A 26,735-nucleotide genomic window follows, 5' to 3' on the forward strand; every position below is an offset into this window, starting at 1 on the left:
CGAAAGGAGACCGAGATGGAAGTGCTGCATCCCCGCTGCGCCGGGATGGATGTCTCCAAATCGGATGTGAAAGTCTGTGTCCGCCTGGCTAGTCCGGGACGAAAGACCGTGCAGGAAACCACGACCTGGTCGTCGATGAGCGGCGAGATTCTGCGGCTGCGGGACTATCTGATCGCCGAGCAGGTGACGTGTGTGGTCATGGAAGCCACCGGCGACTATTGGAAACCGTTCTACTACCTCCTCGAAGACGCCCCGTTCGAGGTGATGCTGGTCAACGCCCACGACGCCAAGAACCTCCCGGGCCGCAAGACCGATGTCTCGGACGCGGCGTGGTTGGCGCAGTTGGCCGCGCACGGGTTGTTGCGTGCCTCGTTCGTGCCGCCCGAACCGATCCGGCGGTTGCGTGATCTGACCCGGACCCGCACCGCGATCACTCGCGAACGCAGCCGCGAGATTCAGCGTTTGGAGAAAGTCCTCGAAGACGCCGGCATCAAACTATCGGTGGTCGTCTCCGACATCAACGGGGTCTCGTCGCGGTTCATGCTGCAGGCGCTGGTGAAGGGTGAACGCGATCCCGCCAAGTTGGCGGAGATGTCGGTGAAACAACTCCGCCGCAAAATCCCCGCGTTGACCCAGGCATTGCAGGGCCGCTTCACCGACCACCACGCGTTCCTGGTCGAGTTGCATCTGGATTTCATCACCGAACACACCACCCGTATAGACGCGTTGACCGAACGGATCGAGAAGGTGATGGCGCCGTTTCAGGCCAAGCGGGACCTGATCTGCACCATCCCGGGCATCTCCACCACCACCGCCGATGTGATCATCGCCGAGACTGGCGCGGACATGTCCCAGTTCCCCACACCAGGACATTTAGCCTCCTGGGCGGGGGTGTGCCCCGGCCAGCACCAGTCCGCAGGACGGATCAAGAACGTCAAAACCCGCCCCGGTAACCGACACCTCAAAGGTGCTCTCGGTGCTACAGCGTTGTCGATCGCCAGTCACAAAGGCACCTTCCTCAACGCCAAATACCGGCGCCTGGTCCGTTCCCGCGGCAAACCCAAAGCCATCCTCGCCCTCGAACACACCCTGCTCACCGTGGTCTGGATCATGCTCACCGACAACGTCGTCTACGACGAACCCGGCCCCGACTACCACCAACAACGCCACCCCGAACGCACCAAGAACCGCGCCCTCAACGAGCTCCACCTACTCGGATATGACGTCACCATCACACCCCGCGGAGCGGCCTGAGCAACCACCCCACCTAACTCTTCGGATTAGGGGGCGGAGGGGCGTCGCGGTGGCACACCTACTGCGGTCCGCCGGGCTGCGACAGTCAGCTCGTGGGCTGGGTGAGGTCGTACATGGTCACGCCGTCGACGGTGACGGCGACGAAGTTCTCCTGCACCCAGGTGCTGATCTGCGACGACGGTTGGGCCGAGTTCCCGCCCATCCCACCACCCATGCCGGGCCCCATGCCCCCGCCGATGAAGTAGTGGATCTTCTTCGCGGCGACGAGCTCTTGGAATTCCGCCAGGGTCGGCGACGGGTCGCTGCCGTTGAAGCCGCCGATCGGCATCACCGAGTGGCCGGTCTCCAGCTGGTATCCGGAGGCCGACATCGACCCCACGGCGGCGGCCACCCAGGTGTAGTCGTCCGCGTCGGCGCTGAGCGTGTTCACGATGGCCGTGGAGGGCGTCGAACCCCGCAGCAGTCCCCCGGCGCCGCCCCCGCGGCCGTCGGTGCCGTTCGCGCCCGGACCGCCCAGTCCGGTCGGCCCCTGGCCACCGGGGCCACCCATGCCCTGCGGGGGCGTGCCGGGCATGCCCCGACCGCCGGGTCCACCCGGGCCTCCGCGTCCACCGGGACCGCCCGGTCCACCTCCACCGGGACCGAACTCGCCCTCGACACGGGGACCCGCGGAGATGATGGATCCGCTCTTCTCGGTCGCGATGGTGTCGACGGTATAGGCGACCGGACCGGCCAGACCGGCCATGATCGCCCCGACGAGGGCTGCCGCCGCGATGGCCCGACGCTGGGCGAAGATCATGGTCACCGCCGCGGCGAGGCCGACGACGAGCACCGCGAACCGGAGCCACGGCACGAAGTCGGGCGTGCGATCGAGCAGGACATAGCCCCAGACCGCGGCGACCGCGACGGAGATCCCCAGTGCGATCCGCACCCACAACCGGTCCCGGTGCGACCAGCAGACCGCCGCGCCGCCGGCGACGACCGCGGCGACGGCGGGAGCCAGTGCCGCGGTGTAGTACTGGTGGAAGATCCCGGCCATGAAGCTGAAGACACCCATCGTGACCAGCAGCCAGAGCGCCCAGACGACCAGATATGCACGACGCGGGTCGGTGCGCCGGGCCTTTCCGATGAGGACGAGCGCCACGGCGGCGAGGATCAGGCCCGTCGGGATGAGCCAGGCGATCTGACCGCCCTGCGCGGGTTCGAACATCCGGAGCCAGCCGGTCTCACCCCACGCGCCGCCACCACCGCCGGGACCGCCGGGACCGCCCATGCCCTCCGCGGCGCCTCCGCCACCGCCGGGGACGACGGCACCGGTCTCGTTGCCGTTGAGCCGGCCGAGGCCGTTGTAACCGAGGGTCAGTTCGAGGATCGAGTTGTTCTGCGAGCCACCGATATACGGCCGCGACGACGCGGGCCACAGCTCGACCGCCAGAATCCACCAGCCCGCGCTGACGAGCATCGCGCCCAGCGCGGCGAACAGCTGCCCGACCCGGCGCAACCAGCTGCGCGGACCGAAGGCGAGGTAGGTGACCGCCAGCGGCGGGACTATCAGCATGACCTGGAGCTGCTTGGTGAGGAAACCGAACCCGACGAACACCCCGGTCAGGATCAGCCATCGCCAGCGACCGTCCTCGAGCCCCTTCATCATCGACCAGACGGCCGCGATCATCAGCAGGATGAGCAGCGCCTCGGGGTTGTCGAAGCGGAACATCATCGCCGCGACCGGGGTCACCGCGAGGATCACCCCGGCGAGGATGCCGGCCCAGTGGCCGAGATACTTTCGGGTGATCAGGTAGAGCAGCGCCACCGAGGCGACACCCATCAGCGCCTCGGGCACCAGGATCGACCACGAGTTGACCCCGAAGATCCGCGCGCTGAGCCCCGGAATCCACAGCGAGGCAGGCGGTTTGTCGACCGTGATGGAGTTCGCCATGTCCGACGATCCGAAGAACCAGGCCTTCCACGACTGGGAGCCGGCCTGGATGGCCGCCGAGTAGAAGGAGTTGGCCCATCCGTTGATCGACAGGTTCCACAGGTAGGCGACCGTGGTGCCGACCAGCAGCAGTGTCAGCGAGATGCGTTCCAGGCGCGAGTTCTCCGACGCCGGACGCCGCACGCCCGAGGCATCCTCGGGCGCAACCGGATTCGCCGGGGGCACGAGAGTGGTGCTCATGCGACGACCTCCGTGTGGTGAGCCGGCGCCTTGCGGAACACCCAGCGCAGACCGATGAACCGGGTGAGGGTGGCCACCAGGTTCGCGGTCACCAGGATCACCAGTTCGATGTGTTTGGTCGCGTCGGGAGCGGCGGTGTGGAGCACCAGCAACGCCCCCGAGGTCACCAGCCAGCCGAACAGGAAGACGCCCAGTCCGAAGAGCTGGTGGCGCAACGCGTTGTCGCGACCCCGGATCCCGAAGCTGAAGCGCCGGTTGGCGGCCGTGTTGAGCACGGCGGTGATCGCGAGGGCGACCACGTTCGAGATCTGGGCACCGAGGAACGAGTGGAGCGCGAGGAACAGCACCGCGTAGGCCAGCGTCGAGGCGACGCCGACCACGCAGAAGCGTGCCAGCTGCCCGACCATCCCCATCGGTACCCCGTCGAGCTGCGGTCCCGCGGCCCGGTCCCGGCCGATGGACGCACGCAGCTGCGCGATCGGGAGCCGGCCCATCGCCAGTGCGAGACCCACGCGCGCACAGCCTTTGAGGTCAGCGATCGCAGTCGGCACGATGTCGACGGTGCTGTCGGGGTCGTCGACCCAGTCCACCGGCACCTCCGCGATACGCAGACCGATCTGTTCGGCGAGGACCAGGAGCTCGGTGTCGAAGAACCAGCCGGTGTCGGCGACGAACGGCAGCAGTTCGCGCGCGATGTCGGTGCGCATGGCCTTGAACCCGCACTGCGCGTCGGAGAACCTGGCGCCCATCGCGGTGCGCAGCATCAAGTTGTACGAGCGGGAGATGAACTCGCGCTTGGGCCCCCGGACCACGCGGGCGGAGCGGCTGAGACGCGTGCCGATCGCGATGTCGGAGTGACGGGACACCAGCGGAGCGATGAGCGGCATCAGGGCGTTGAGATCGGTCGACAGGTCGACGTCGCAGTAGGCGACGATCTCGGCGTCACTGTGCTGCCACACCGCGCTCAGGGCGCGGCCACGTCCCTTCTCCTCCAAATGGACGACGCGTACGCCGACGAGTTCGTCCGCGAGTGCGACGGCGATCGCGAGGGTGTCGTCCGTGCTCGCGTTGTCGGCGACGGTGATGCGCGCGGCGTAGGGCACGTGCAGACGCAGATGGTCGGCGAGGCGACGCACCGACGACGCGAGGTCGGACTGTTCGTTGTAGACGGGGACCACGATGTCGAGTACCGGATTCGGCGTGGAACTGTCGGTCAGTGTGTAGTTCTGCGCCGTGGCGCCCGGCGGTGCTTCTGGGATCATGTGGATCACTGTCGGATCCCAGCCTCGGGTCACACTGCGTACGACCTGCCAGGTTCCTGTGAACGCACACCCGGTGTGACCGGGGCGTGTGGACGGAGAACGCGGCGTGTCCGGGGGCGCCACTACATTGGGGCGCATGGCCGCAACCCTCGCCCCGGACCAGCTGACCGCCGCTAACCGCGTCATCACCAGCCTGGCCGGTGAGGGCGCCGCGCTGCGTGACGACCAGCTCCGGGCCGTGACCGCGCTGGCCGGCCGTCCGGCCGATCCCGGCGAGCGCGGTGCGCGCGTCCTGGTGGTCCAGGCGACAGGATGGGGCAAGTCGGCGGTCTACTGGTCGGCGACCGCGATCATCCGCGCGGGCGGCGGTGGGCCGACCCTCATCGTGTCGCCGCTGCTGTCCCTCATGCGCGACCAGGTCGCGGCCGCCGCCCGCGGCGGGTTGTCGGCGGCCACGCTCAACTCGTCCAACGTCGACGAGTGGTCGACGATCGAGGCCCAGCTGCGCGCCGGCGACCTCGACGTCCTGCTCGTGTCGCCGGAGCGGCTCGCCAACCCGGGATTCGGCCGCCGGGTCCTCGATGCCCTCGCCGGCAACCTGGGACTACTCGTCATCGACGAGGCGCACGCCGTCTCCGACTGGGGTCACGACTTCCGCCCCGACTACCGTCGCGTCGCCGACGTGTTGCGCACCGTCAACCCGACGACACCGGTCCTGGCCACCACCGCCACCGCCAACGCCCGTGTCACCGAGGACGTCGCCGCCCAGCTCGACGCCGGTACCGCAGGGGAGCCCACCCTCGTCCTCCGCGGGCCGCTGGCGCGAAAGTCTCTGCATCTCAACGTTCTCGACGGACTGTCCCCCGTCCAGCGGTACGGGTGGGTGGCGCAGTCGCTGCCGGCGCTGCCGGGATCGGGCATCGTGTACGTGCTGACCGTCGCCGATGCCGACCGCCTCGTCGAGGCCATCCGTGCGGTCCACGGCGACGCCGTCGCGGTGGCGGCTTACACCGGCCAGCTCGACGCCGACCGCCGCCACGAACTCGAAGACGCGTTGCTGCGCAACGAGGTCAAGGCGCTGGTCGCGACGTCGGCGCTCGGAATGGGTTACGACAAACCAGATCTCGGCTTCGTGGTGCATGTCGGGTCACCACCGTCGCCGGTCTCCTACTACCAGCAGGTCGGCCGTGCCGGACGCGCCCTCGACGATGCCGTCGTGATGCTGCTGGCGTCGCAGACCGACGACCGGATCTGGGACCACTTCGCCACCGCGACGATTCCCGACCCGGACAAGATGCGTGATCTGCTCGCCGCGCTCGAGTCCGCGGACGAGCCGCAGTCGGTGGTTCAGCTCGAGGCCGCGACCCGATTCCGCCGCACCCGGATCGAGTTGATGCTCAAGCAGCTGGCGGTGGACGGCGTGACCGACCGGACCCCCGACGGGTGGGTCGTCACCGGCAAGCCCTGGACCTACGACGCCGCGCACTACGACGGCATCCTCGCCGTGCGCCGGCGCGAGGCCGACATCATGCGCGCATACATCGCGGGGCGCACCTGCCTGATGCGGCTGCTGACCGAATCGCTCGACGACCCGCAGGCCGCGGACTGCGGGCGCTGCTCGGTCTGCCGGCGCGCCCTCAGCGACGGTCTCACCGACACCGTCGACGACGAGACCGTGCGCACCGTGACCTCCACGCTGCGCCGCAAGGCCCAGACCCTGGACCCCCGCAAGATGTGGCCCGGCGGCGAATTCGGCCGTCGCGGACGGATTCCCGCGGACCTGCTGGCCGCGCCGGGACGCGTCCTGGCGCACGCCGACGCCCCCGAGTGGGTCGAGGTGCTCGCCGCCGCACGCAACGGAAACGAGCGTGCGGTCGCCGAACTGGGCGACGCCGCGGTCGCCACGCTGGCCGCGTGGGTGCGCGACACCGGCGTCCGCGCCGACCTCATCGTGTCCCTGCGTCTGACCGGCACCACGCTCGCCGAGACCCTGGCCGACCACCTGCGGACGGTCGGGAAACGCGAGGGCGGCAGCTTCCCCGTGCGGATGGGTGATCCACCCACCGACGCGACCGGCGCGGTCGAGGCCGCCTACTGGCGGGACCATCTCGGCGACCCGCCGGAGGTCGCGGGCCGCAACGTCATGCTCGTGGTCGACGCCAACAGTTCGGGCTGGCCGATCACCCTGGCCGCCGCCGCCCTTCGTGAGGCGGGCGCGACCGCGGTACTACCACTCCTCATCCACCGGACGGTGTGAACCCTCCGCGGTGTGGTCAGTCGGCGACGTACTCGCCGTAACCGAGCGACCGCAGGCTGGCGCGGATCTTCTCCGCCGCGGCGTCGAGGTCCTCGGGACGGGCGTTCTTGTTCGCATTGGCGAGGTCGAAGGTCTCGAGCGACAGCGCCGGAAACACGTGGACGTGCACGTGCGGAACCTCGAGGCCGGCGATGAGCAGACCCATCCGAGGCGCGTCGAAGGCGTCCTTCACCGCGCGACCCACGTTCTGCGCGACCGCGCTGAGGTGGGCGAATGCGGCGGTGTCCATCTGCTCCCAGTGATCGACCTCGGCGCGCGGAACCACCAGCACGTGACCGGGCGTGACCGGCTCGATGGTGAGGAACGCGACCGCTTCGCCGTCCTTCCAGACGAATCGACCGGGGAGTTCGCCGTTGATGATCATGCTGAAGACCGATGCCATGGGCCCGAGTCTAAACGGCGGGTGATGTCCCGGACGTCTCGCAGCCGGACTGTCTGCGGCCGACTGTCGGGGGTCCATGACATCCTTTTCGATGTGAGTGGGCCAGAATCATCCGGGACGGGACGCACCTCCCGAGCCGTCGTCGGATCCAGCGACGTCCTGGCCCGCGCCCAGCGGTTCCCACGCCTTCGGTACATGGGGTCGAAGTACCGCCTGCTCCCCCACCTCGAGCGCACCTTCGCCGAGATCGGCGGGTCCACCGCGGTCGATGCGTTCTCCGGTTCCGGGGTGGTGTCCTATCTCCTGAAGGCGCAGGGTTTCGAGGTCGTCAGCAACGACTTCCTCAACTTCCCGCACATCATCACCCGCGCGTCGGTGGCCAATTCGAGTGTCCGGCTCGAGCCCGAACTCATCGAGGCCATCTGCGGTCCCCCCGCCGACGACCGCGACTACATCTCCCGGACCTTCGACGGCCTGTACTTCACCACCGAGGACCGGGCGTTCCTGGACTCGGCGTGGTCGCACGTCGATGCCCTGCGCGGCTACCGGCGCGACCTCGCGATCGCCGCCCTGGTGCTCTCGGCGGCGCGCAAACAGCCCCGAGGGGTCTTCACGTTCACCGACTCGACGCGGTACGCCGATGGCCGGCGTGACCTGACGATGTCCCTGCGCGACCACTTCCGTCTGCGCGCAGCCGGGGACTACAACGCCACGGTGTTCAGCAACGCACGCAGCAGCCGGAGCGTCCAGGGCGACATCTTCGACCTCGAACTGCCGTGGTCCGCACCACCGGATCTGGTCTACCTCGATCCCCCGTACGCCCCACCGACCGACGACAACGACTACATCAAGCGCTACCACTTTCTCGAGGGCCTGTCGGCCTACTGGCGCGGCATGAGCATCATGGAGAACACCAAGACCAAGAAGCTGCCGAAGCGCTTCACCCCGTTCGCCTACAAGCGGACCATCGAGGACGCCCTGTTGCGCACCTTCGAGCATTTCGAGGACGCCGGCGCCATCGTGCTGTCGTACTCGTCGAATGCGTTGCCGGGCAAGGACCGCATCGTCGACCTGCTCGGGAAGGTCAAGCCGTCGGTGGAGGTCATCGCGATCGACCACAAGTACAGCTTCGGCACCCACGCGGCCGCGACACGGCGCGACGTCAGCGAGTACCTGTTCATCGGCCGGGACTGACCGGCGACACGACCCATCTACGACACGACGAACCGATGAGCACCGCGGGCGACTTCGACGACTACCTGGCATCCCTGGGACGGTTGACCTCTCACGTCGATCCGACCGCATCGACGCCGGAGGCCGAGCGGATAACCCAGGCCACCGCGCGCCTCGGCGAACTGCTCGACACCGACATCGCGGGCCTGGCGGCCTGGGTGCGCGACAACCCCACCGACGTGCCGGTCCTCGGACTCGCGGTCGGGCTGTCCCAGGAGAAGCTGAAGAACGCCCTGCGCGACCGCTTCGACACCAGCGGCTGGCATGCGCTGGCGCGGACGCAGCCGGTCGACCTGGTGACCTGGCTCGACACCGAGTTCGACCTCGTCCGCATGCTGCGCACCCAGCTGTCCCGCACGTTCACCTTCGCCGACATCCTCGTGGCCCGCGCCGGGACCCGCGCGACCGCCACCCGCGCGGGTGCATCGGGTCGTCGGATCGAGGACGAGATCGAGGACATCGCCCGCGACATCGGGCTCGACTACGTCACCCGCTCCCGGTTCGCGGGACGCAACGGGCGGACCGCACCCGCGGACCTGATCGTGGGCGACCCGTCGTCGGCCGACATCGTGGTGGCGGCCAAGGGGTTCGACTCGACGGGGTCCAAACTCACCGATGCGGTCCGCGAGATCGAGGAGATGGCCGAGGTGCGGCTGCCGACCCAGCTGGTTCTCGCGGTGATCGACGGGATCGGCTGGAAGTCACGCCAATCCGACCTTCGTCGCATCCATCAGCTGTGGGTCAACCGCCAGATCGACGGGATGTACACGCTCGTCGGACTCGACCGCTTCCGCGACGACGTCACCGAGTTCGCGAAGTTGCGTCGGTTGATCGGCTGAGGCGGCGGTGGCTTCGACACGCTCCTCGCTGCGCTCGTCGCTGCTCAACCAGCAGTGAGGCCGCAGCTGCGCCGGTTGATCTAGCCGGCGTTCGCGAGCGGCAACCGCACCCGGAACGTCGCTCCCGCACCGGGACTCGAGTCGACGCCGACCCGGCCGCCGTGTGCGGCCACCAGGGCGGCGACGATCGACAAGCCGAGACCGCTGCCACCGCCGGAGCCTCGATGCCGCGAGGCGTCGCCGCGGTAGAAGCGCTCGAAGACGTGGTCGGCATCCTCCGCCGAGATGCCCGGGCCGGTGTCGGCGACGGTCAGCACCGCTTCGCCTGCCCCGTCGTCGACGGCCACCCCGACCGTGATGGAGGCGTCCGGCGGTGTGTGGTTCACGGCGTTGCCGATGAGATTCCGCAGCACCTGTACGAGCCGCGGCCCATCGCCGAGGACGACCGGCGGACGGTCGCCCGGGACGACGTCGAGCCGGATCTCGCGTTCGGGCGCGGCGACACGTGCACTCTGCACGGCGTCGGCGGCCAGACCGAGCAGATCCACGGGCGCGGAATCGACCGGACGCGCGGCATCGAGCCGCGCGAGCATCAGCAGGTCCTCGACCAGCAGGTTCATCCGACCGGCCTCGTCGTCGATGCGTCGCATCGCGTCGGTCACGTCGGGAACGCCGCCCTGCGAATAGAGTTCGGCGAAACCCTTGATGGACGTGAGCGGAGTCCGCAATTCGTGGCTGGCGTCGGCGACGAAGCGGCGCATCCGCTCCTCGGAGGCGCGTGCCTGTTGTTCGGACGCCGCGGTCGTGGCGAAGGCGTGCTGGATCTGCCCGAGCATCCGGTTCAACGAGTCCGACAGGCTGCCGACCTCGGTGTTCGGCGGCGCCGGTGGCACGCGTCGCGTCAGATTTCCCTCCGCGATTTCGTGGGCGGTCTCCTCGACACGACGGAGCGGGCGCAGACTCGTGCGCACCAGGACATAACTCAGCACCCCGATGAGCAGTACGACCAGCGCGCCGATCGCGAGCTGCAGCCAGATCAGCCTGCTCACCGTGTCGTCGATGTCGGACATCGGCGTGGCGACGACGGATCTACCGAAGCTGTTGCTGCGTGTGATGACCCGCCATTGCGGCCCGTCGCCGTCGACGGACGGGACGGTGACGGGTCCGGCGTCGTCGTCGGTCAGTCCACCGAGGTCGGGGGCGTCGTCGAACTGGTTGTAGACATTGTCGGCCGACACCCCTCCGGGCCCGTAGACCACGGACTCGACGTAGTAGGGCGACGGCGGCCTGCGCGGGCCGGGTGGGCCCGGACCGTCGCCGAGGAATCCACGGGGCTCGGCCCACGTCCGTACGGCATTCTCCAACCCGTCGTCGGCGCGGGCGATCAGATCCTGGCGCATCGACGAGGTCACCGCCACACCGGAGGCGAGCAGCCCGAGGACGACGAGCAACACGGTCAGGGCCACCAGCGAGATCCGCAGTGGGACACCGCGCTTGCGCGTCTTTCGACCTGCGCTCGTCGCCGTCGGATCAGTCACGGGGCTCACGCATCACGTAGCCGACTCCGCGCAGGGTGTGGATGAGCCGCTTGTCCCCCGTGTCCAGCTTGCGCCGCAGGTACGAGACGTAGGATTCGACGACGTTCACCTCACCGCCGAAGTCGTAATTCCAGACATGGTCGAGGATACGGGGTTTCGACAGGACCGTGCCCGCGTTGACCATGAAGTAGCGCAGCAACGTGAACTCCGTCGGCGAGAGCGCGACCAGCTCGCCCGCCTTGAACACCTCGTGGGTCTCGTCGTCGAGTTCGATGTCGGCGAACGTGATCTTCGACGACGCCCGTTGCTGATCGTCGAAACCGCTGCGCCGCAGCAACACCTGCAGGCGGGCCACGACCTCCTCGAGGCTGAACGGTTTGGTCACGTAGTCGTCGCCGCCGATGGTCAGACCGTTGATCTTGTCCTCCACGGTGTCCCGCGCGGACAGGAACAGCGCCGGAGCCTCCACGCCGTCGGCGCGCAGCCGACGCAACAGCCCGAACCCGTCCATTCCCGGCATCATCACGTCGAGGACGAGGACATCGGGTTTGACGGAGCGGCATCGGTCGAGGGCCGCCGGACCGTCGGCCGCGGTCTCGACCTCGTACCCCTGGAATTTCAGCGACACCGACAACAACTGACGGATGTTCTCCTCGTCGTCGACCACGAGGACCTTCGCGCCGCGCGTGCTGTTCTGTTTCGCCACTTCACTCACACGACCAGACTCCCAGGACGCCCTGGTACCTCACTGTAGGCACGCTGGGAGATTGCTGTGAACGCTGACCAGCGGGTTCGTCGGAGACGGGAAGTCACGCCTCGGGGTCACCGTACGCCGCGGCGATCTCCTCGGAGCCGCGCCAGCGCGAGTAGGTCGGGCTCTGGGGCCACCCGCCCGGAGAGTCCTGCCACTCCTCCTGGCGTCCGTAGGGCAGCACGTCGAGGAGCCCGAACGTGAAGCCGAGCTGCTCGGTACCGCGTCCGGTCGAGTGCCACGTGCGATACACGGTGTCGCCGTCCCGGAGAAAGACGTTCACCGCGAACCCCTCCCCCGGCGCGGCGTCGACATCGGCGGAGAAGGTCGTGCCGGCCGACGAGTACCAGTCCATCCGATTGCCGACGCGATCCTTGTACGCTAGGACCTCCTCGATCGGCCCGTGCGTGATGACGACGAACCGCGCGTCGTAGTCGGCGAGGTAGTCGAGCCGGCTGAACTGTGTCGTGAAGCCGGTGCAACCCGGGCACTGGAATCGCGCGCCGTCGGTCCACATGTGGTTGTAGACGATCAGCTGGGAGCGGCCGTCGAAGACGTCGACGAGACGGACCGGCCCGTCGGGTCCGGTGAGGACGTAGTCGTCCATCTCGACCATGGGGAGTCGACGACGCTGCGCGGCCACGGCGTCGAGTTCGCGGGTCGCCGCCTTCTCGCGGCGCCGCAGGTCGGCCAGCGCCGCCGCCCAGGTCTCGCGGTCGGCCACGGGTGGGAGTGCCGTGCTCATGGCGGTGCCTTTCACTCGGTGATGGAAACAGTTCACCGGGTCAGACCCGCGCGGACGCCTGAATTCATCGAAGCGCGACCACGTCGTCAGTGGATGGAGAGGTTGTAGGTGCTCTGGAGCCGGCGCACGTGCTCACGGACCTCGTACAGTTCCCGACGCGCGGCTCGCTGCACCTTCTCGCCACCGGACCCGTTCTGCAACCTGTCGACGAGGGAATCCGCGACGCGCTCCAATTCGTCGACCAGCACCCGAGCCTGCGCCTGCGCGGCGGGATCGATGGGCCTCCGTGACGGAACCATGGTTGTCATCCTAGGTTCTCCAGCCGTTAACCGCCGAGCATCACCATCGGCGTCCAACGGGGGTTGAGCGCCGATAGCGATGAGATGAACGCTCGGTGAATCCATCGATCGTGACGGTCCACATTGTCGTATTCCGACTAAATTGTGTGCATGGATGCCAATGACGAACGTCGTCAGATCAGCGAAGTCCAGGACCGGCTCATCGGCCTCTACTCGCACCGGTCACCCCATGATGTGGCCGCCGCGGTCGAGAAGGCATACCGACACTTCGAGGGAACCGAGGTGCGCGACTTCGTGCCGCTGCTGGTGGAACGCCGCGCCAACAAGACCCTCGGCGGCACCGACGTCATGGCCGATCCGACTGCCGTCCCGCCGCACGTGGGGGAATGATCCGGCCAGGCCGGCACTCGACGCGTGGTCCCCGGGGTCAGCAGCATCCGGTGGTCGCGCTGAGGACATTGCGTAGAGCTTCCAACGACTCGGGCCTCGACCGGTAATAGACGTTCATCCCGCGACGCTCGGGCGAGACCATCCCGGCTTTGCGCAGCTGACCCAGGTGATGGCTCGTCGTCGCCTCGGTGAGGCCGACCGCGGTCGCGAGGTCGCACGTGCAGATCCCATCGCCTCCATCGGCGAGCAGGATCGAGACGAGTTTGATCCGCACCGGGTCGGCAAGAGCCTTGAGCCTCAGGGCGATCTCGAGCGCAGTCGCGTCGTCGAGCGGCGCCGCGGACACGGGTGCACAGCAGATGGGAGCACTGATGTCGACCATCGGCAACGTCTTCGGCATGACCCGACCATACCCTCGCTATTGACATATGTCGAAAAGGTGGGATCCTGCAGGGGCCCCTACTTCGATATATGTCTCACAGGTGAGGTGGTTCGTCATGACCCGTATACAACTCGCGCTCAACGTCGATGATCTCGATACAGCAATCGAGTTCTACTCCACGCTGTTCGACACCGCCCCGGCCAAACGCAAGCCCGGTTATGCCAACTTCGCGATCGTCGAGCCACCCCTGAAACTGGTCCTTCTGGAGAACCCGGGCCGGGGCGGCACGATCAACCATCTCGGCGTCGAAGTCGAGTCGAGCGACACCGTGCATGCCGAGATCGACCGACTCTCCGGCGCGGGGCTGTTCACGCAGGAGGAGATCGACTCCACCTGTTGTTTCGCGACCCAGGACAAGGTGTGGGTGACCGGACCGAGCGACGAGAAGTGGGAGATCTACACCGTGCTCGCGGACTCGGACACGTTCGGCACGAGCCCGAAGTTGTTGGCCGAGAACGCTGTCGACGAATCCGGCACGGGTTCGGTCTGCTGCGGTGGTGGCGCCACCGGCCCCGCCGACGCTCGCACAACCTGCTGCTGACCGAGCGTCGTCGTTCTTGTCGGTGGGTGGTCGTATGGTGTTGTCATGCAATTCGGGGGCGGCGGCGCAGACGCTTCGGGTATCGCGCCCGAAGACGAAATGCCGTTGTCCGCAGCGCTTTCCGATACCGAGTTGTCCGCCGGTGAACTCGTGGACGTCATCACCCACTGCGCGTCGATCACCTCCGCCGCCTCCTATCGTCTCCTGACCGCGGCAAGCCTGCTGCACGAGGAACGCGAACTCGACCACCACCTACGCCGCACCGAACTCCGGGACGGTCAAGCCTCGTCGGAAGACGAACTGCACCGCCGCGCCGCCGACGCCGCGGCCGGAATCGACCCCTACGCCGAATACGGTCCCGACGGATTCGACCAAGCGACCACCGAACTCGGTGCGGCACTGATGATCCCCGCCGCGCAAGCCCGTGACCTCATCCGCACCGGAGACGTCCTGCGCTACCGCCTCATGCTCACCGGCAACACCCTGGCCTGCGGACGGATAGACCAACGCCGCTTCACCATCGCCATGAAACGCACCGACTACGTCTCCGACAGCGACATGCAAACCGTCGATGCCCATCTGGCCGAGGCGATTTTGGCCCGCCCCCCGATGTCGACGACCCAGTTCACGACCCTGGTCGACGCGATCGTCGCCAGACACGCCCCTGACGCCGTCCGCCGCCGCCGCGAGCGCGCCACCCGGGATCGCCACATCACCATCGCACCCGACCGATTCCAGCCTGGCCAAGCCCGCATCACCGGCAGCCTCCCGGTCACCGACGCCGCCGCGTTCAACGCCCAACTCGACGCGATGGCCGCCTCCGTGCACCCCGACGACCCCCGCAACAAAAGGCAGCGACGCGTCGACGCGATGATCGCCCTCGCCGCCCACCTCGACACCCTGCCGTGCCGCTGCCCACACTGCGCTCCGGTGCCCAAACCGGTCGACCTCGACGACACCGTCAACGAGCCGGAGATGGAAAGGCCGTCGGCAGCAGTGGAATCCGACGACACCATGCGCTCACTGCTCGCCGATGCCCGTCGTTCCTTCGTCACCACCGGCATTCATGCCGATGCGGCAGCCGAATCCCGCTACACCCCGAGCCGCAAACTCCAGAACCTGGTGCGCTGCGGCGGTTTGTGCTGCACCTTCCCCGGCTGTAATCAGCCGGTGTGGACCACCGATCTCGACCACACCACCCCGTTCGACCACCAATCACCCTCGACCGGTGGCGCCACCACCCAGCGCAACCTCAAACCGCTGTGCCGGTTCCACCACCGCATCAAGACCTTCGGCATGTGGCGCGACTACCAGGACGAGTACCTGACCGCCTGGTTCCAGTCCCCGACCGGACACACCTTCATCGGCAACGCCTTCAACGGCCGCGACCTGTTCGGCTACCTCGTACCCGGCCGCCCACCCGACCATCCGGCCCGCAGCAAGCTCGCCGATCAGCGCGAAACCCGCACCATCACCCACCGTCGCGAGATTGACGCGTGGAACGCCGCCAACCCACCACCGTTCTGAATGCTCACCGCTGCAGACGGTCGGTGAGGTCGCGGACACGAGTCGTGATGTCGTCGCGGATCAGCCGCATCCGCTCGAGGCCATCGACGCCGCGGTCAGCGGGTTCGACGGTGTTCCACTCCTCGATACTCACTCCGTCGGGCGGGGTGACCTCGGCAGTGCCGACCACCACGACGAGATCCGCGGCGCGCATCAGATCGTCGGTGAGTTGACGAGGCCGGTGGGCGGCGACGTCGACGCCGATCTCGGCGAGCACGTGCGCGGACAGTTCGTTGACCTCGCCGCCGATCTTCGCGCTCGTTCCGGCCGACGACGCCGCGATCCGGTCGGTGACCGTCGTCGTGAGATGCTCTGCCATCACGGATTTGCCGCGATTGCTGACACACACGAACAGCACCTCGAGAGGATCAGACATCGCGAGCGGGCTCCTTCGACACGTCGGGTCCGACAGCGGCAGGGGCGGTGAATCGCCTCCGCAACGCGAGCGACACGTACACGAGGCCGACGAGAACGGGGACCTCGATCAGCGGTCCGATGACTCCGGCGAGAGCCTGACCGGAGGTCGCACCGTAGGTGGCGATCGCGACGGCGATCGCGAGCTCGAAGTTGTTGCCGGCGGCGGTGAACGCCAGTGTGGTGGTCCGCGCGTAACCCAGGCCCATCGCGGCGCCGAGGAGGAAACCGCCGCCCCACATCACTGCGAAGTAGATCAGCAGCGGAAGCGCGATACGCGCGACGTCCCAGGGTTGCGAGGTGATCTGCTCACCCTGCAAGGCGAACAGGACGACGATGGTGAACAGCAACCCGTAGAGCGCCCACGGTCCGAGGCGCGGCAGGAACGCGGACTCGTACCAGTCGCGGCCCCTGGTCCGTTCACCGATGCGGCGGGTGAGGTAGCCGGCGATCAGCGGTATGCCGAGGAAGATCAACACCGACTTCGCGATCTGCCACGGCGAGGTGTCGATGGTCGTCTGTTCCAGCCCGAGCCACCCGGGGAGCACCGAGAGATAGAACCAGCCCAACGCGGCGAACATGATCACCTGGAACACCGAGTTCAGTGCGACCAGGACGGCAGCGGCTTCGCGGTCACCGCACGCCAGGTCGTTCCAGATGATGACCATCGCGATACAGCGCGCCAGGCCGACGATGATCAGGCCGGTCCGGTACTCCGGCAGGTCCGGGAGCAGAAGCCAGGCCAGCGCGAACATCAGCGCAGGCCCGATGATCCAGTTCAACACCAGTGAGCCGAGCAGCAGGCGACGGTCGCCGGTGACCGAGTCGAGTCGGTCGTAGCGCACCTTGGCCAGCACCGGATACATCATGATCAGCAATCCGAGAGCGATCGGCAGCGAGATGCCGTCGAGTTCCACCGACGCCAGCGCGTCACCCACGCCCGGAACGGTGCGACCCAGCAGCAGACCGACGACCATGGCCGCACCGATCCACACCGGCAGGAACCGGTCCAGCACCGACAACTTGCCCGCCACCCCGGTATTGACCGTGCTCATCGGCCCGGCTCGCACGTGCGGGACTCGCCGACCACCGACGAGAGATCGCCCAGCAGGACCGAGAGGCTGCGCAGCGCATCGGTGTTCGCGCGGTAGTACACCCAGGTGGCCCGCCGTTCACTCGTCACCAGCCCGGCTTCTCGCAGCACCTTGAGATGGTGCGAGATCGTCGGCTGCGAGACGTCGAACGGTCCGGAGATGTCGCACACGCACGCCTCACCTCCCGGATGTGCCGCGATCTCGGACAACAACCGCAACCGGACCGGATCCGCGAGCGCCTTCAACACCGGCGCGGCGGTCTCCGCCTCGCCGGCCGTCAATCCGCGGGGAACCGCCGACAGCAGGTTCTGATTCGACATTCGTCAATATTGACATATGTCGATTCAACCCGAACCGGCGACCTCACAACCCCCGCGCATAAGGCGCCGCATATCCGGTCTTCAACGGCTCGTCGCCCAACCACGCCGCGAGTTCCTCGGCCCGGGCGTCGAGCGCTCGACGCGCATCACGGGAGAGCGGCTCCAGCGGGATGATGTCGATCGACGAGTCGGGCCTGCGGTACCAGCCGCCGACGATGCGGCCGTCCCACCAAGCGGTCTGACCGCCGTTGCCCGCGGAGTCGAAGACCTGCGCGGTGTGGGGGCCGAGATAGAAGCCGCGCTCCTTGTAGCCCATGGTGGTCGGGTCGAGCTCGGGCAGGAGCACGGCCTGCGGCTCGACCGGCTCGCCCCCGATGCCGTCGTCACCGGTGTCGTCGGGCAGGACATGACCGACGCCGCCGTCCTCCAGGTCGACCTGGATCGTCTCGAGTTCGGCGAGGGCCGCGCGGACGGCGGTCTTGGTCGAGCCCAGCCACCACGTCAGGTCGGTCTCCGTACCGGGTCCGTACGTTCGCAACCAACGCCCGATCAGTGCGCAGTGCCCGTCGTGGACGCTGATCGGCGGCAGCTCCTCACCGAGCCAGAGCGGCATCGACGTCCACGCCGGCCGCGAGAGATGCCAGCCCAGCCGGTTGGGGCCGCGCACGATCGCACCTTCGGCGTCCAGCATGTTCAGCACCCGGGGGCCCATCGGGGCGCGTCCCGCCCAGGAGGTGCCCGCACCGTGGGTGATGTACCCGTCGAGGGCCGGCAACCGCTCCCGCAGTTCGGTGGACGTCAGCGACTCCCCGCCGGCCAGTTCGGCCAGGACTGCCTGCCGGGCGGTCTCGATCCAGCCCTCCGGGTCGTCGAAGTCGGGACTGCGCCGGAGGTCCCGCAACATGTTGGTGCGTTCGGACGCCGAGATCCGCGGCCCCAGGGCGCCGACGGACTCGGCCAGCACGTCGCGCGGGAACACGAACAGTGTGCGTCGCATGGCGAGGTGCTTGACGAGCGTCCGATCCTCGTACAGGGCGGCGTCGACGGAGTCGCGGGTGAAGCCCGGACCGACGCGAGCCCATGCGGCCAGATGGACCGTCGACGGTGTGGTGGCGTGCAGACCGACCATGGTGGCGGCCGCCTCGACCGCGTCGGCAGCTCGCGACGACGCATCGAGGTGAGCCCGGCGCATGAGGCGTGCGCGACGCTGGGCGTCGGTGATCAGCATGGACAGATCGTAGTGAGCCGCGCTGACAAGAGAAGGGGCCCGGCGCGAGGAGGGGACGCGGGTGCCGGAGACCGCCGACCCCCGTCGACCCGGTGTCCGGCACCCGCGCGGTCGTGTGGGCCGAACGACACACAGCCCCCGACGGGCAGTGTTCGCGACACTTTCCGTGTGTCCTTCGACCGACGCAACCTGTGCGCTTCCCGACCCCCGTCGGGTTGCGCCCCACAAGCAGACCCCACGAACGCGACCCAATCCACCCCCGAGCCGAAACAGCGCGCGAAAGCGCAGCTCACGCGGCTAACGGACTATCCGGACCGGACAGAACCGGCTCCGGATCCGGCGGCTGTTCCGCCGGCGGGCACGGCCACGCGAGGCGCGCATGTGGCCGTCGCCACATCGGGTCGTCGATGGTGGCGCAGGGGGTTCGGCTACCGCATGATGGTGCGGTCGAATTGTCGGGGCGAGCATGGGAACGGCTGAGTGGATTTCGGTGAGGCACTCGCGCGACTGTTCGTGCAAGCAGGCCGTCCCACCCTGCGTGCCTCGGCGTCCCGAGCCCGGGTGTCCGCGCAGCGGATCAGCGACTGGCGCAACGGCCGGCATCTCCCCCGGGACTTCGCGACCGTCGAACCGCTGCTCGTCTGGCTGACGGCGCGCGCCGTCGCCGCCGGCGCCGACGACGCGCTGACCATCCCGCAGTGGCGAGAGATGTGGGACCGTCGGACGCCGGAGGAGACCACCGGCGCCGAGCCGTCCGCGCCGCAGCACGCGCGCCCGTTTCCCGGACTGGCCACCCTGACCGCGGCCGACAGTCAGATGTATTTCGGTCGCGACGACGTCGTCGGCACCCTGGTCGACGCGATCCTGGCGGCGCGCACGGGCCGGCCGCCCCTTGCCCCCGCGTCTCGGCTCGTCGTGGTCACCGGGGTGTCGGGGTCCGGCAAGTCGTCGCTGCTGCGCGCCGGCCTGGCCCGGGACGCCCGGTTGCCCGCGCCCCGACTCGGCGAGATCACCCCCGAAGGTCTCGTCATCGCGGACCCGCCGGATCCGGAGACCACCGAGGCAACGGAAGACCTCGAGACGACGGAGGTCTCGGAGACGACAGAGGCCACGGAGACGACGACCGAGGATGCGGTCATCGTCATCGACCAGTTCGAGAACGTCTTCTCTCTCGAGGACTCGCTGCGGGCCGAGACGCTGCGGCGGGTCGAGGACCTCGCGTCCGACACCGTCGTCGTGGTCGGCGTGCGAGCCGACTTCTTCAGTCAGTGCGTCGAGCACCCGTTTCTCGCCGACGCGTGGCAACACCGCTGCGTGATCGTCTCGGAGATGACCCGCACGCAGTTGCGCGAGGTGATCACCGCGCCCGTACGGCTCGCCGGCGGCCGGATCGAGACCGGACTCGCCGACGTGATGATCGCCGAGCTGTACGAGGCCTCGACGGGCGGCGACCGGGCCGGCCGCCTGCCGTTGCTCGCACACGTGCTGCAGGCGACCTGGGCACGCCGCAGCGGCAATCGGATGACCCTGTCCGGCTACCGGGCCACCGGCGGCATCGCCCGCGCCGTCGCCGACACCGCCGAGTCCGCCTGGGCGGCGATCGATCCGCGGCACCGGGACCTCGCACGGGCGGTTCTGCTCGCCCTCGTGCACGTCGGTCCGGCCGGTATCGCGCTGCGCGTGCCGCTGTCCACCGCGACCATCGCCGACCGCTTCCCGCCCGAGGTCGCCACCGTCATCGACGAGTTCGCCCAGGCCAGGCTGCTCACCGTGTCCACCGACTCGGTGATGCTCGTGCACGACGTCGTGCTGACCGCGTGGCCACGTCTGGCCGAGTGGATCGCCGACGACACCGACAACCACCTGTGGCGCCAGCAGGTCGACGCCGACAGCGCCGCCTGGCTGGCCAACGGTCGAGGCAGGTCCTTCCTCTACACCGGGTCGCGCCTCGACGACGCACAGCGCCGCCGACGGACCCTTCGCAGTGACTATCTGCACCTGTTGAGCAGAGAGAACGACGCCTTCCTCGATGCCGCGGTCGCCATGCAGCGGCAGCGGCACCTGACCCGACTCGGTGCGGTGTCGGTCATCGTGGTGCTGGCCATCGCCGCATCCATCACCGCGGCGATCGGGTTCCGGCAGGCGCACGACCTCCGGCAACAGCGCAACGCCGCCGAACGGTCGGCACTGCTGTCCCACATCGACAGCATGCAGTACTCCAACCCGTCGCTGGCGGCGCGGTTGTTGCTCGTCGCGCACCACCTCTATCCCGACGACCCGACCGTGGCGAGCCGGCTGCGCGGGGCCGCGACGACGCCGCTCGTGACGTCGCTGACCGGCCACACCGGCCCGGTCTACGACCTGTCCTTCGACCGGACGGGCACCCGGTTGGCGTCGGCCGGCGGCGACCGGACCGTACGGGTCTGGACACGGTCCGAGGCGTCGGACTATCGCGAGACCGCCGTCCTGCGCGGCTTCGGGAACTACGTCACCAGCACCGACTTCCATCCGACCCGACAGCTGCTGGCGAGCAGCAGCGGAGACGGCTCCGTCCGCATGTGGGATCTGACCGACGTGTCGAGACCCCGACTGGCGACGACGGTGTCCCCCGGTCACGGCACGGTCTACATGGTGCGGTTCGCCGCCGACGGCCGCACGCTGGCCGCGTCGTCGGACGACGGCACGATCACCGTCTACGCGGTGTCCCCGGCCGGATCGATCCGGGAGACAGCCGTTCTGCGCGGGCACACCGCCGCGGCGCGGACCCTGTCCTTCAGCCCCGACGGACGCGTCCTCGCCAGCGGCGGCGACGACCGCACCGTGCGACTGTGGACGACCGGCGAGGCACCCCGGCCGCTCGGCCCGCCGCTCACCGGCTTCCCCAGCATCACCCATGCCGTCGCCTTCAGCCCTGACAGTCGCTCGCTCGCGGTCACCGGCGACAGCCCCAACACCCAACTCTGGGATGTCGCCGACCCGCTCGCACCCCGCCCGCTGAGCACGTCCCTGCCCAACAGCACCGCGGGCTCGTGGTCCATCGGCTTTGACGGTTCGGGCGCGCAGTTGGCCTCGGCCCGCGCCGACGGTCTCGTGCGGGTCTGGAACACCGCCAATCCGACCTCGCCGACCCTGCAGTGGGCGCTGCAGACCACCTCCGAGCAGGGCTCGGTACGCACCTTCGCCGCCCGGTTCGACCCGAGCGGCGACCAGCTCGTGTCCGGTCGGTCCGACGGCACCATCGATGTCTGGAGTCTGCCCGGCCGGACCGAACCCGACCGCGGCGGAACGATCACCGGACTGGGCACCGACGCCGCACAACGGGTCCTGGCGACCGTCGGCTCCGACACGACCCTGAACCTGTGGACGACGTCGGGCGGTCTCACGCTGCGTTCACGAACCCCGATCCAGCGCCGGGTCAACGACCATCCGCGCGTCAGCCTCAACGGCCCCGGCACCCTGGCCGCCACGGCGAACAACAACGGTGGGCTCGTCGAGTTGTGGGACATCACCGACACCGCGGCCCCGCGCCGCGCCGCGGCCCTCGACGTCGCCACCCGCTATTCCTTCCCGGTCGTCTTCGCGCCCTCGGGGAACCTGCTCGCGACCGGGGACACGGATACGACCGTCGCCCTGTGGGACACGTCGGTGCCCGGCGCCCCACGGCGGGTGGGTGCCCCGCTGCGCGGGCCCACCGACCTCATCCGCAACGCCGCCTTCAGCCCTGACGGCACGCGGCTCGCACTGACCTCCGACGACAAACGCGTCTACCTGTACGACCTCACGTCGCCGAGTCCGGACCCGATCGACGTCATCACCGACGACGCGCCGATCGCCCAGGCCGCGTTCGACGACGACGGCGAGGTGCTGGTGGTCGCCTCCCGCGACCTCTCCACCTGGCGCCTGCCCCCGACGGGCACGGACGCCGAGCCGGAACTCCTCGACCGCCGGGAGGACATGTTCGCCTCCACGGTGTCGATGGCGCCGAACCGGATCGCGGTGGGCACCGCCACGCACGAACTGATCAGCTTCGCGCTCGGCGACGACGGGCGGCTCGGCGATCGCCAACCGGTCGGGACCCTGCTCGCCACCACCGACACCACCACCACCTGGCAGCTACCGGTCCGGCTCCCGTCCGACGACGAGATCATCGCCGGCGGCGACACGACCGGGAACGTCTACCGGCACACGCTCGATCTCGACGTGGCCCGCGACTGGATCTGCGCGAGCACCGCACCCCTCACCGACGCGCAGCGCGACGCCTATCTCCCACACGTCGACGTGCGCGCGAACTGTGGCCGGGACTGAATGTCGTTCACCGACAGGTGACCTCGACACGCGGCGTCCTCGCTGCGCTCGGTCGACGCGGCTCGGCCAGCAGGGGGGCGGCGCTGCTCGGCCGGCGCAGGGAGGCCCTCAACTGCTGGTTGAGCCGGCACCGAGCGCAGCCGCCGGGCCGAGCAAGCGACGAAGGAGCGCGTCGAGGTCGAGGAGCCGAGTCGAAGCCACTTGGTGACCTCGACGGGCGCGGCGGCAGAGCGCGCGTCTCAGCGGAAGCCGAGCACCTCGTCGCCCCACGCCTCCCAGATGTCGCCGTCGAGATTCTGTACGACCCGATCCTCGGCATCGATGCGCAGCACCGGGCGATGACCGGAGTCGTAGGTGGGCCAGGGATCGCCGAGCGTCCCGGCATCCGGCTCCTGCCCGTGCGCGAAGGCGGTCCAGCGTCGGACCATCCTCTCCGACACGGCTTCTCCCTGCTTACGGCCGCCGAGCAAGAAGGTGACGTCGCGGGGCCCGGAGCCCAGATTCCCCCACACATAAGGGACTTCGGTCGCGTGGGCGGCGCCGAGCCCGAGGAGCCGGAACATCCGCGTCGTCCAGTCGTACCGGTACACATAGACCGGCGCGGAGCGTGCGTGCGCCTCGGCGAGCCACAACGTGGGCATCCGGAACGCCACATCGCGGGCCACACCGAGCCCGGTGACCTTGGGCCGCAGGCCCGAATAGGCCGAGAGCACTTGCGCACGCTCCGGCAGGACGACGTCCGGATACTCCTTCGCCATCCCCGCGAACATCCGCTCGATGTCGGCGGTGGTGATCGGCATGAGCGGAGACTTCATGTACTTGAACAGGTTTGCCTCGTCGCGATTGGTCCCGATGATCAGCGGCACCGGATGCGCGCGACCCGCGCGATAGACGTCGAGGGGGTGCTCGGGCAACAGATCGCCGTCGATGACCGGAGCGAACGCGATCGTCCCCGGGGTCTCGCCGGGGATCTTCTCGAACAGGGTGGTGGTGATCGCCGAACACGTCATGCCGTCGAGCTCGTCGAGCCGCTCGACGATCTCGGCGGTGTCGAGTTCACCGGCGTCGATTCTGGCGACCTCGAGCAACTGCGTCGCGACCCGCGCCGCCCGGTCGGCCCCGTACATCGACGTCACCGGGGAACTCTGCGCAATCGCGCGGCCGAAGAGCCCCGCCGCGGCCGGCATGGTGAGCAGCGCGGTGACCAGACCCGCCCCGGCCGATTCGCCGAACACCGTCACCTTGTCGGGATCGCCACCGAAGGCGGCGATGTGGTCGCGCACCCAGCGCAGTGCGGTCAGCACATCGCTGAGTCCCGCGTTCGACTCGAACCGTTCGTCGATCGACGACAGGTCGGCGAAGCCGAGCACCCCGAGTCGGTAGTTGAGCGTCACCACGACGACGTCGCCGGTGGCGGCGAGGTTCGAGCCCTCGTAGAACGGCTGGGCCCCGGACCCCAGCACGTAGGCGCCGCCGTGCAGCCACACCATCACCGGGAGTCCGACCGCCTCGTCGGCATGCTCGGAGGCGCCCGGCGGGGTCCACACGTTGAGGAACAGACAGTCCTCGTCCATGACCACGTCCGGGCCGAGGCGGACCGCGGGGTTCAACTGCTGCGGGCACACCGCACCGAAGGTGGCGGCGTCCACGACGTCCTCGAGCGCGTCGCTCTCCTCCAGCGGAACCGCACGACGCCACCGCAATCCGCCCACGGGCGGACGCGCGTACCGGATCCCCCGCCACACGTCGGCCCGGTCGCCGACGACGCCACGGTAGGTCCCGACGCGGGTCTCGGCCAGCGGGCGTGGGCCGGTCGTTGCGTCTCCCGCCAAGACGGGCGGAGTCGTGGGCGTGCCCGGTTCGTCGTGCTTCATCAGTCCATCGTGCACCGTGAACCTGTTCCGGTTGTCCAGAACTCCGGTGCGTCTGCTGGGTAGGGTGACCCCATGGAGCTACTACGCAACGTCGTAATCTTCCTGCACATCATCGGCTTCGCCGTCACCTTCGGCGCCTGGGTCACCCAGCTCGTGGCGCGCGAGTTCCACGTCACCCGCGTGATGGACTACGGAATCCTGCTCTCCCTGCTCACCGGGCTCGCGCTCGCGGCGCCGTGGCCGGCCGGAATCGACCTGAACTACCCCAAGATCGGCATCAAACTGGTGATCCTGGTGGTCCTCGGCGCGATCCTCGGTATCGGGAGCGCACGGCAGAAGCGCACCGGCGAGCCCGTCCCGCGTCCGCTCTTCTGGGCCGTCGGCGCCCTGTCCCTCCTCGCCGCGGGCCTCGCGGTCATCTGGTAGCCGACCCCCGGCGAGCGGGGCTCGTGAAACGACGACGCCGCGCACCGGATCGGTGCGCGGCGTTCGTCCTCGGAGCCCCCTGTCGGGATTGAACCGACGACCGCTCGCTTACAAGGTAGCGGCGCTGCCTGACCCTGTGACCCGGGTCGACTTCGGTCGTGAGGTCCCCGCCGTACGCCCCGGTATCGCCGCATGACGCCTCGCCAGGTGGACCGCGACGGGAACGAACTCCATCCCCGGCAGCGAGTTGAATACGTCGGAATGTCCGGCACGTCGAGCGAACAGGGCCGGGTGTCGCGCGTCCTCAAGGACTGTGTCCGAGTCCGCTTCGATAGTGGCCGGACTGAGGACGTGCACCCAGAGGGTCTGCGCAGGTCAGACCCCCTCGTTAACGTATCGAACGGAAATAGTTTGTTCGTACCAAAAGGGCGGGATTTCTGGGACAGAAGTACACGAATGGGACAAAAGTGATTCCCATGACGATCACAATCGATACCTGGATCACTCACCTCCACGCAGAAGGAAAGGCCAACCGCACGATCAAAGATCGACGAATCGTGTTGCAACGACTCGAAACCGACCTCGGCTACCCGGTCATCGAGGCCAACACCCTGGACCTCGCACGATGGCTCGGCCGAGACGACCTCGCGCCGGTCACCCGCAGCGTGTACCACTCGATCCTCACCGGCTTCTACCGGTGGGCCGTGCTGAACGGATACCGCACCGACAACCCGATGGCATCGATCAAGGCCGCCCGCCGACCGAAACGTCACCCGCGGCCCATCGCGCCGGCCGAGTTCCGCCGCCTCGTCGGTAACGCCGACCGTGACATGCTCGCCATGCTGATACTCGCCGGGTACGCCGGCCTGCGCGTCGCCGAGATCGCCCGGTTCCACGGCCGCGATCTCGACATCCACACCGGCATGCTCGAGGTCCGGGGCAAGGGTGGTGCGACGCTGTCGATCCCGGCGCACCCTGTGATCATCGCGCACGCCGCGCTCATGCCGTCCGGGTACTGGTTTCCCTCGCAGCGCGCCAAGCATCTGGGCGGCCAGTGCGTGTCCGAACGAATCCGGTTGTTCATGCTCCGCAACGGCGTGAACGCGACTCCGCACGCGTTGCGGCACACGTTCGCAACGGGACTGCTTGAGGCGGGCGCCGACCTCCGTGTCGTCCAGGAGTTGATGCGGCACGCGACACTGTCGACGACGGCGATCTACACCGCAATCACTGACGACCGGAAACGGGAGGCCGTGAATCGCCTCCACGACGAGGACCATAAGGATGTGGCCTGATCGGACGACAGTGACCCCGGTCGCTCAGCATTCCATTACTATCC

At 68.5% G+C, this 26,735-nt stretch carries 23 protein-coding genes; 10 read left to right on the forward strand and 13 right to left on the reverse strand.

Going from position 1 to position 26,735, the window contains the following annotated elements:
- Nucleotides 1-15 precede the first annotated feature (15 nt).
- Nucleotides 16-1,254 carry an IS110 family transposase gene (locus AB4Z55_RS23800; RefSeq protein ID WP_369520709.1) on the forward strand — a complete coding sequence of 413 codons (1,239 nt, stop codon included), beginning with the start codon at nucleotides 16-18 and terminating at the stop codon, nucleotides 1,252-1,254.
- Between the two features lie 85 nt (nucleotides 1,255-1,339).
- Here AB4Z55_RS23800 and AB4Z55_RS23805 read toward each other — a convergent pair whose 3' ends face one another.
- Together AB4Z55_RS23805 and AB4Z55_RS23810 are read right to left on the reverse strand one after the other, a co-directional pair.
- Entirely contained in the window at nucleotides 1,340-3,430 is a 2,091-nt protein-coding gene (locus tag AB4Z55_RS23805; RefSeq protein WP_369520710.1) for an ArnT family glycosyltransferase, read from the reverse strand.
- A complete protein-coding gene (locus tag AB4Z55_RS23810; protein ID WP_369520711.1) occupies nucleotides 3,427-4,692 on the reverse strand; it encodes a glycosyltransferase in 1,266 nt (421 codons plus the stop codon). Before AB4Z55_RS23810 ends, AB4Z55_RS23805 begins: the two co-directional genes overlap by 4 nt.
- 136 nt (nucleotides 4,693-4,828) lie before the next feature.
- Between AB4Z55_RS23810 and AB4Z55_RS23815 the strand changes: the two genes are divergently transcribed.
- Nucleotides 4,829-6,949 (forward strand): ATP-dependent DNA helicase RecQ, encoded by a 2,121-nt coding sequence (locus AB4Z55_RS23815; RefSeq protein ID WP_369520712.1) that lies wholly within the window; start codon nucleotides 4,829-4,831, stop codon nucleotides 6,947-6,949.
- Between the two features lie 16 nt (nucleotides 6,950-6,965).
- On the opposite strand, the gene AB4Z55_RS23820 is transcribed toward AB4Z55_RS23815, so the two are convergent.
- Nucleotides 6,966-7,391, reverse strand: coding sequence for an HIT family protein (locus tag AB4Z55_RS23820; RefSeq protein ID WP_369520713.1), 426 nt, complete (start codon nucleotides 7,389-7,391; stop codon nucleotides 6,966-6,968).
- Between the two features lie 195 nt (nucleotides 7,392-7,586).
- On the opposite strand from AB4Z55_RS23820, the gene AB4Z55_RS23825 reads away from it, so the two are divergent.
- Together AB4Z55_RS23825 and AB4Z55_RS23830 are read left to right on the forward strand one after the other, a co-directional pair.
- Nucleotides 7,587-8,585 carry a DNA adenine methylase gene (locus tag AB4Z55_RS23825; protein ID WP_004020641.1) on the forward strand — a complete coding sequence of 333 codons (999 nt, stop codon included), beginning with the start codon at nucleotides 7,587-7,589 and terminating at the stop codon, nucleotides 8,583-8,585.
- A gap of 35 nt (nucleotides 8,586-8,620) precedes the next feature.
- Nucleotides 8,621-9,463: a hypothetical protein gene (locus tag AB4Z55_RS23830; RefSeq protein ID WP_369520714.1), complete on the forward strand. Its 843-nt coding sequence runs from the start codon at nucleotides 8,621-8,623 to the stop codon at nucleotides 9,461-9,463.
- An 80-nt stretch (nucleotides 9,464-9,543) separates the two neighbouring features.
- Here AB4Z55_RS23830 and AB4Z55_RS23835 read toward each other — a convergent pair whose 3' ends face one another.
- From AB4Z55_RS23835 to AB4Z55_RS23850, 4 genes are all read right to left on the reverse strand, one after another.
- Nucleotides 9,544-11,001, reverse strand: a complete 1,458-nt coding sequence (locus AB4Z55_RS23835; protein WP_369520715.1) for a sensor histidine kinase — start codon at nucleotides 10,999-11,001, stop codon at nucleotides 9,544-9,546.
- Nucleotides 10,994-11,716 (reverse strand): response regulator transcription factor, encoded by a 723-nt coding sequence (locus tag AB4Z55_RS23840; protein WP_369520716.1) that lies wholly within the window; start codon nucleotides 11,714-11,716, stop codon nucleotides 10,994-10,996. The genes AB4Z55_RS23835 and AB4Z55_RS23840 overlap by 8 nt, the downstream gene beginning before the upstream one ends.
- Nucleotides 11,717-11,810: 94 nt before the next feature.
- The gene (locus AB4Z55_RS23845; RefSeq protein WP_369520717.1) at nucleotides 11,811-12,497 is read right to left on the reverse strand and encodes a DUF899 domain-containing protein; all 687 of its coding nucleotides are present in this window, start codon (nucleotides 12,495-12,497) and stop codon (nucleotides 11,811-11,813) included.
- 86 nt (nucleotides 12,498-12,583) lie between these two features.
- On the reverse strand, nucleotides 12,584-12,796 hold the full coding sequence (locus AB4Z55_RS23850; RefSeq protein WP_369520718.1) for a hypothetical protein: 213 nt from the start codon (nucleotides 12,794-12,796) through the stop codon (nucleotides 12,584-12,586).
- 150 nt (nucleotides 12,797-12,946) lie between these two features.
- On the opposite strand from AB4Z55_RS23850, the gene AB4Z55_RS23855 reads away from it, so the two are divergent.
- Complete coding sequence (locus AB4Z55_RS23855; protein WP_369520719.1) at nucleotides 12,947-13,186, forward strand: three-helix bundle dimerization domain-containing protein; 240 nt, start codon at nucleotides 12,947-12,949, stop codon at nucleotides 13,184-13,186.
- A 37-nt stretch (nucleotides 13,187-13,223) separates the two neighbouring features.
- Here AB4Z55_RS23855 and AB4Z55_RS23860 read toward each other — a convergent pair whose 3' ends face one another.
- Nucleotides 13,224-13,586, reverse strand: a complete 363-nt coding sequence (locus AB4Z55_RS23860) for an Rv2640c family ArsR-like transcriptional regulator (protein WP_004020648.1) — start codon at nucleotides 13,584-13,586, stop codon at nucleotides 13,224-13,226.
- 97 nt (nucleotides 13,587-13,683) lie between these two features.
- Here AB4Z55_RS23860 and AB4Z55_RS23865 point away from each other — a divergent pair, with 97 nt between their 5' ends.
- Together AB4Z55_RS23865 and AB4Z55_RS23870 are read left to right on the forward strand one after the other, a co-directional pair.
- Nucleotides 13,684-14,169, forward strand: coding sequence for an ArsI/CadI family heavy metal resistance metalloenzyme (locus tag AB4Z55_RS23865; protein WP_369520720.1), 486 nt, complete (start codon nucleotides 13,684-13,686; stop codon nucleotides 14,167-14,169).
- Between the two features lie 45 nt (nucleotides 14,170-14,214).
- A complete protein-coding gene (locus tag AB4Z55_RS23870; RefSeq protein WP_369520721.1) occupies nucleotides 14,215-15,696 on the forward strand; it encodes a DUF222 domain-containing protein in 1,482 nt (493 codons plus the stop codon).
- Between the two features lie 4 nt (nucleotides 15,697-15,700).
- On the opposite strand, the gene AB4Z55_RS23875 is transcribed toward AB4Z55_RS23870, so the two are convergent.
- The 4 genes from AB4Z55_RS23875 to AB4Z55_RS23890 are packed head-to-tail and all read right to left on the reverse strand — an operon-like array spanning nucleotide 15,701 to nucleotide 18,791.
- Entirely contained in the window at nucleotides 15,701-16,111 is a 411-nt protein-coding gene (locus tag AB4Z55_RS23875) for a low molecular weight phosphatase family protein (RefSeq protein ID WP_369520722.1), read from the reverse strand.
- A complete protein-coding gene (arsB, locus tag AB4Z55_RS23880; RefSeq protein ID WP_369520723.1) occupies nucleotides 16,104-17,204 on the reverse strand; it encodes an ACR3 family arsenite efflux transporter in 1,101 nt (366 codons plus the stop codon). Before arsB ends, AB4Z55_RS23875 begins: the two co-directional genes overlap by 8 nt.
- Nucleotides 17,201-17,563 carry an ArsR/SmtB family transcription factor gene (locus AB4Z55_RS23885; protein ID WP_369520724.1) on the reverse strand — a complete coding sequence of 121 codons (363 nt, stop codon included), beginning with the start codon at nucleotides 17,561-17,563 and terminating at the stop codon, nucleotides 17,201-17,203. Before AB4Z55_RS23885 ends, arsB begins: the two co-directional genes overlap by 4 nt.
- Before the next feature lie 43 nt (nucleotides 17,564-17,606).
- Nucleotides 17,607-18,791, reverse strand: coding sequence for a winged helix DNA-binding domain-containing protein (locus AB4Z55_RS23890; protein ID WP_354563364.1), 1,185 nt, complete (start codon nucleotides 18,789-18,791; stop codon nucleotides 17,607-17,609).
- 480 nt (nucleotides 18,792-19,271) lie between these two features.
- On the opposite strand from AB4Z55_RS23890, the gene AB4Z55_RS23895 reads away from it, so the two are divergent.
- On the forward strand, nucleotides 19,272-23,096 hold the full coding sequence (locus AB4Z55_RS23895) for a hypothetical protein (protein ID WP_369520725.1): 3,825 nt from the start codon (nucleotides 19,272-19,274) through the stop codon (nucleotides 23,094-23,096).
- Nucleotides 23,097-23,335: 239 nt separating this feature from the next.
- Here the strand turns inward: AB4Z55_RS23895 and AB4Z55_RS23900 are convergent, their stop codons facing one another.
- Nucleotides 23,336-24,970 (reverse strand): carboxylesterase/lipase family protein, encoded by a 1,635-nt coding sequence (locus AB4Z55_RS23900; protein WP_369520726.1) that lies wholly within the window; start codon nucleotides 24,968-24,970, stop codon nucleotides 23,336-23,338.
- A gap of 72 nt (nucleotides 24,971-25,042) precedes the next feature.
- On the opposite strand from AB4Z55_RS23900, the gene AB4Z55_RS23905 reads away from it, so the two are divergent.
- The gene (locus tag AB4Z55_RS23905; RefSeq protein ID WP_369520727.1) at nucleotides 25,043-25,396 is read left to right on the forward strand and encodes a Fe-S protein; all 354 of its coding nucleotides are present in this window, start codon (nucleotides 25,043-25,045) and stop codon (nucleotides 25,394-25,396) included.
- Between the two features lie 476 nt (nucleotides 25,397-25,872).
- Nucleotides 25,873-26,691, forward strand: coding sequence for a tyrosine-type recombinase/integrase (locus AB4Z55_RS23910; RefSeq protein ID WP_369520728.1), 819 nt, complete (start codon nucleotides 25,873-25,875; stop codon nucleotides 26,689-26,691).
- Nucleotides 26,692-26,735: the final 44 nt, after the last annotated feature.

Source organism: Gordonia sp. ABKF26 (assembly GCF_041103195.1).
In the GTDB taxonomy this organism is placed as follows: Bacteria; Actinomycetota; Actinomycetes; order Mycobacteriales; family Mycobacteriaceae; genus Gordonia; species Gordonia terrae.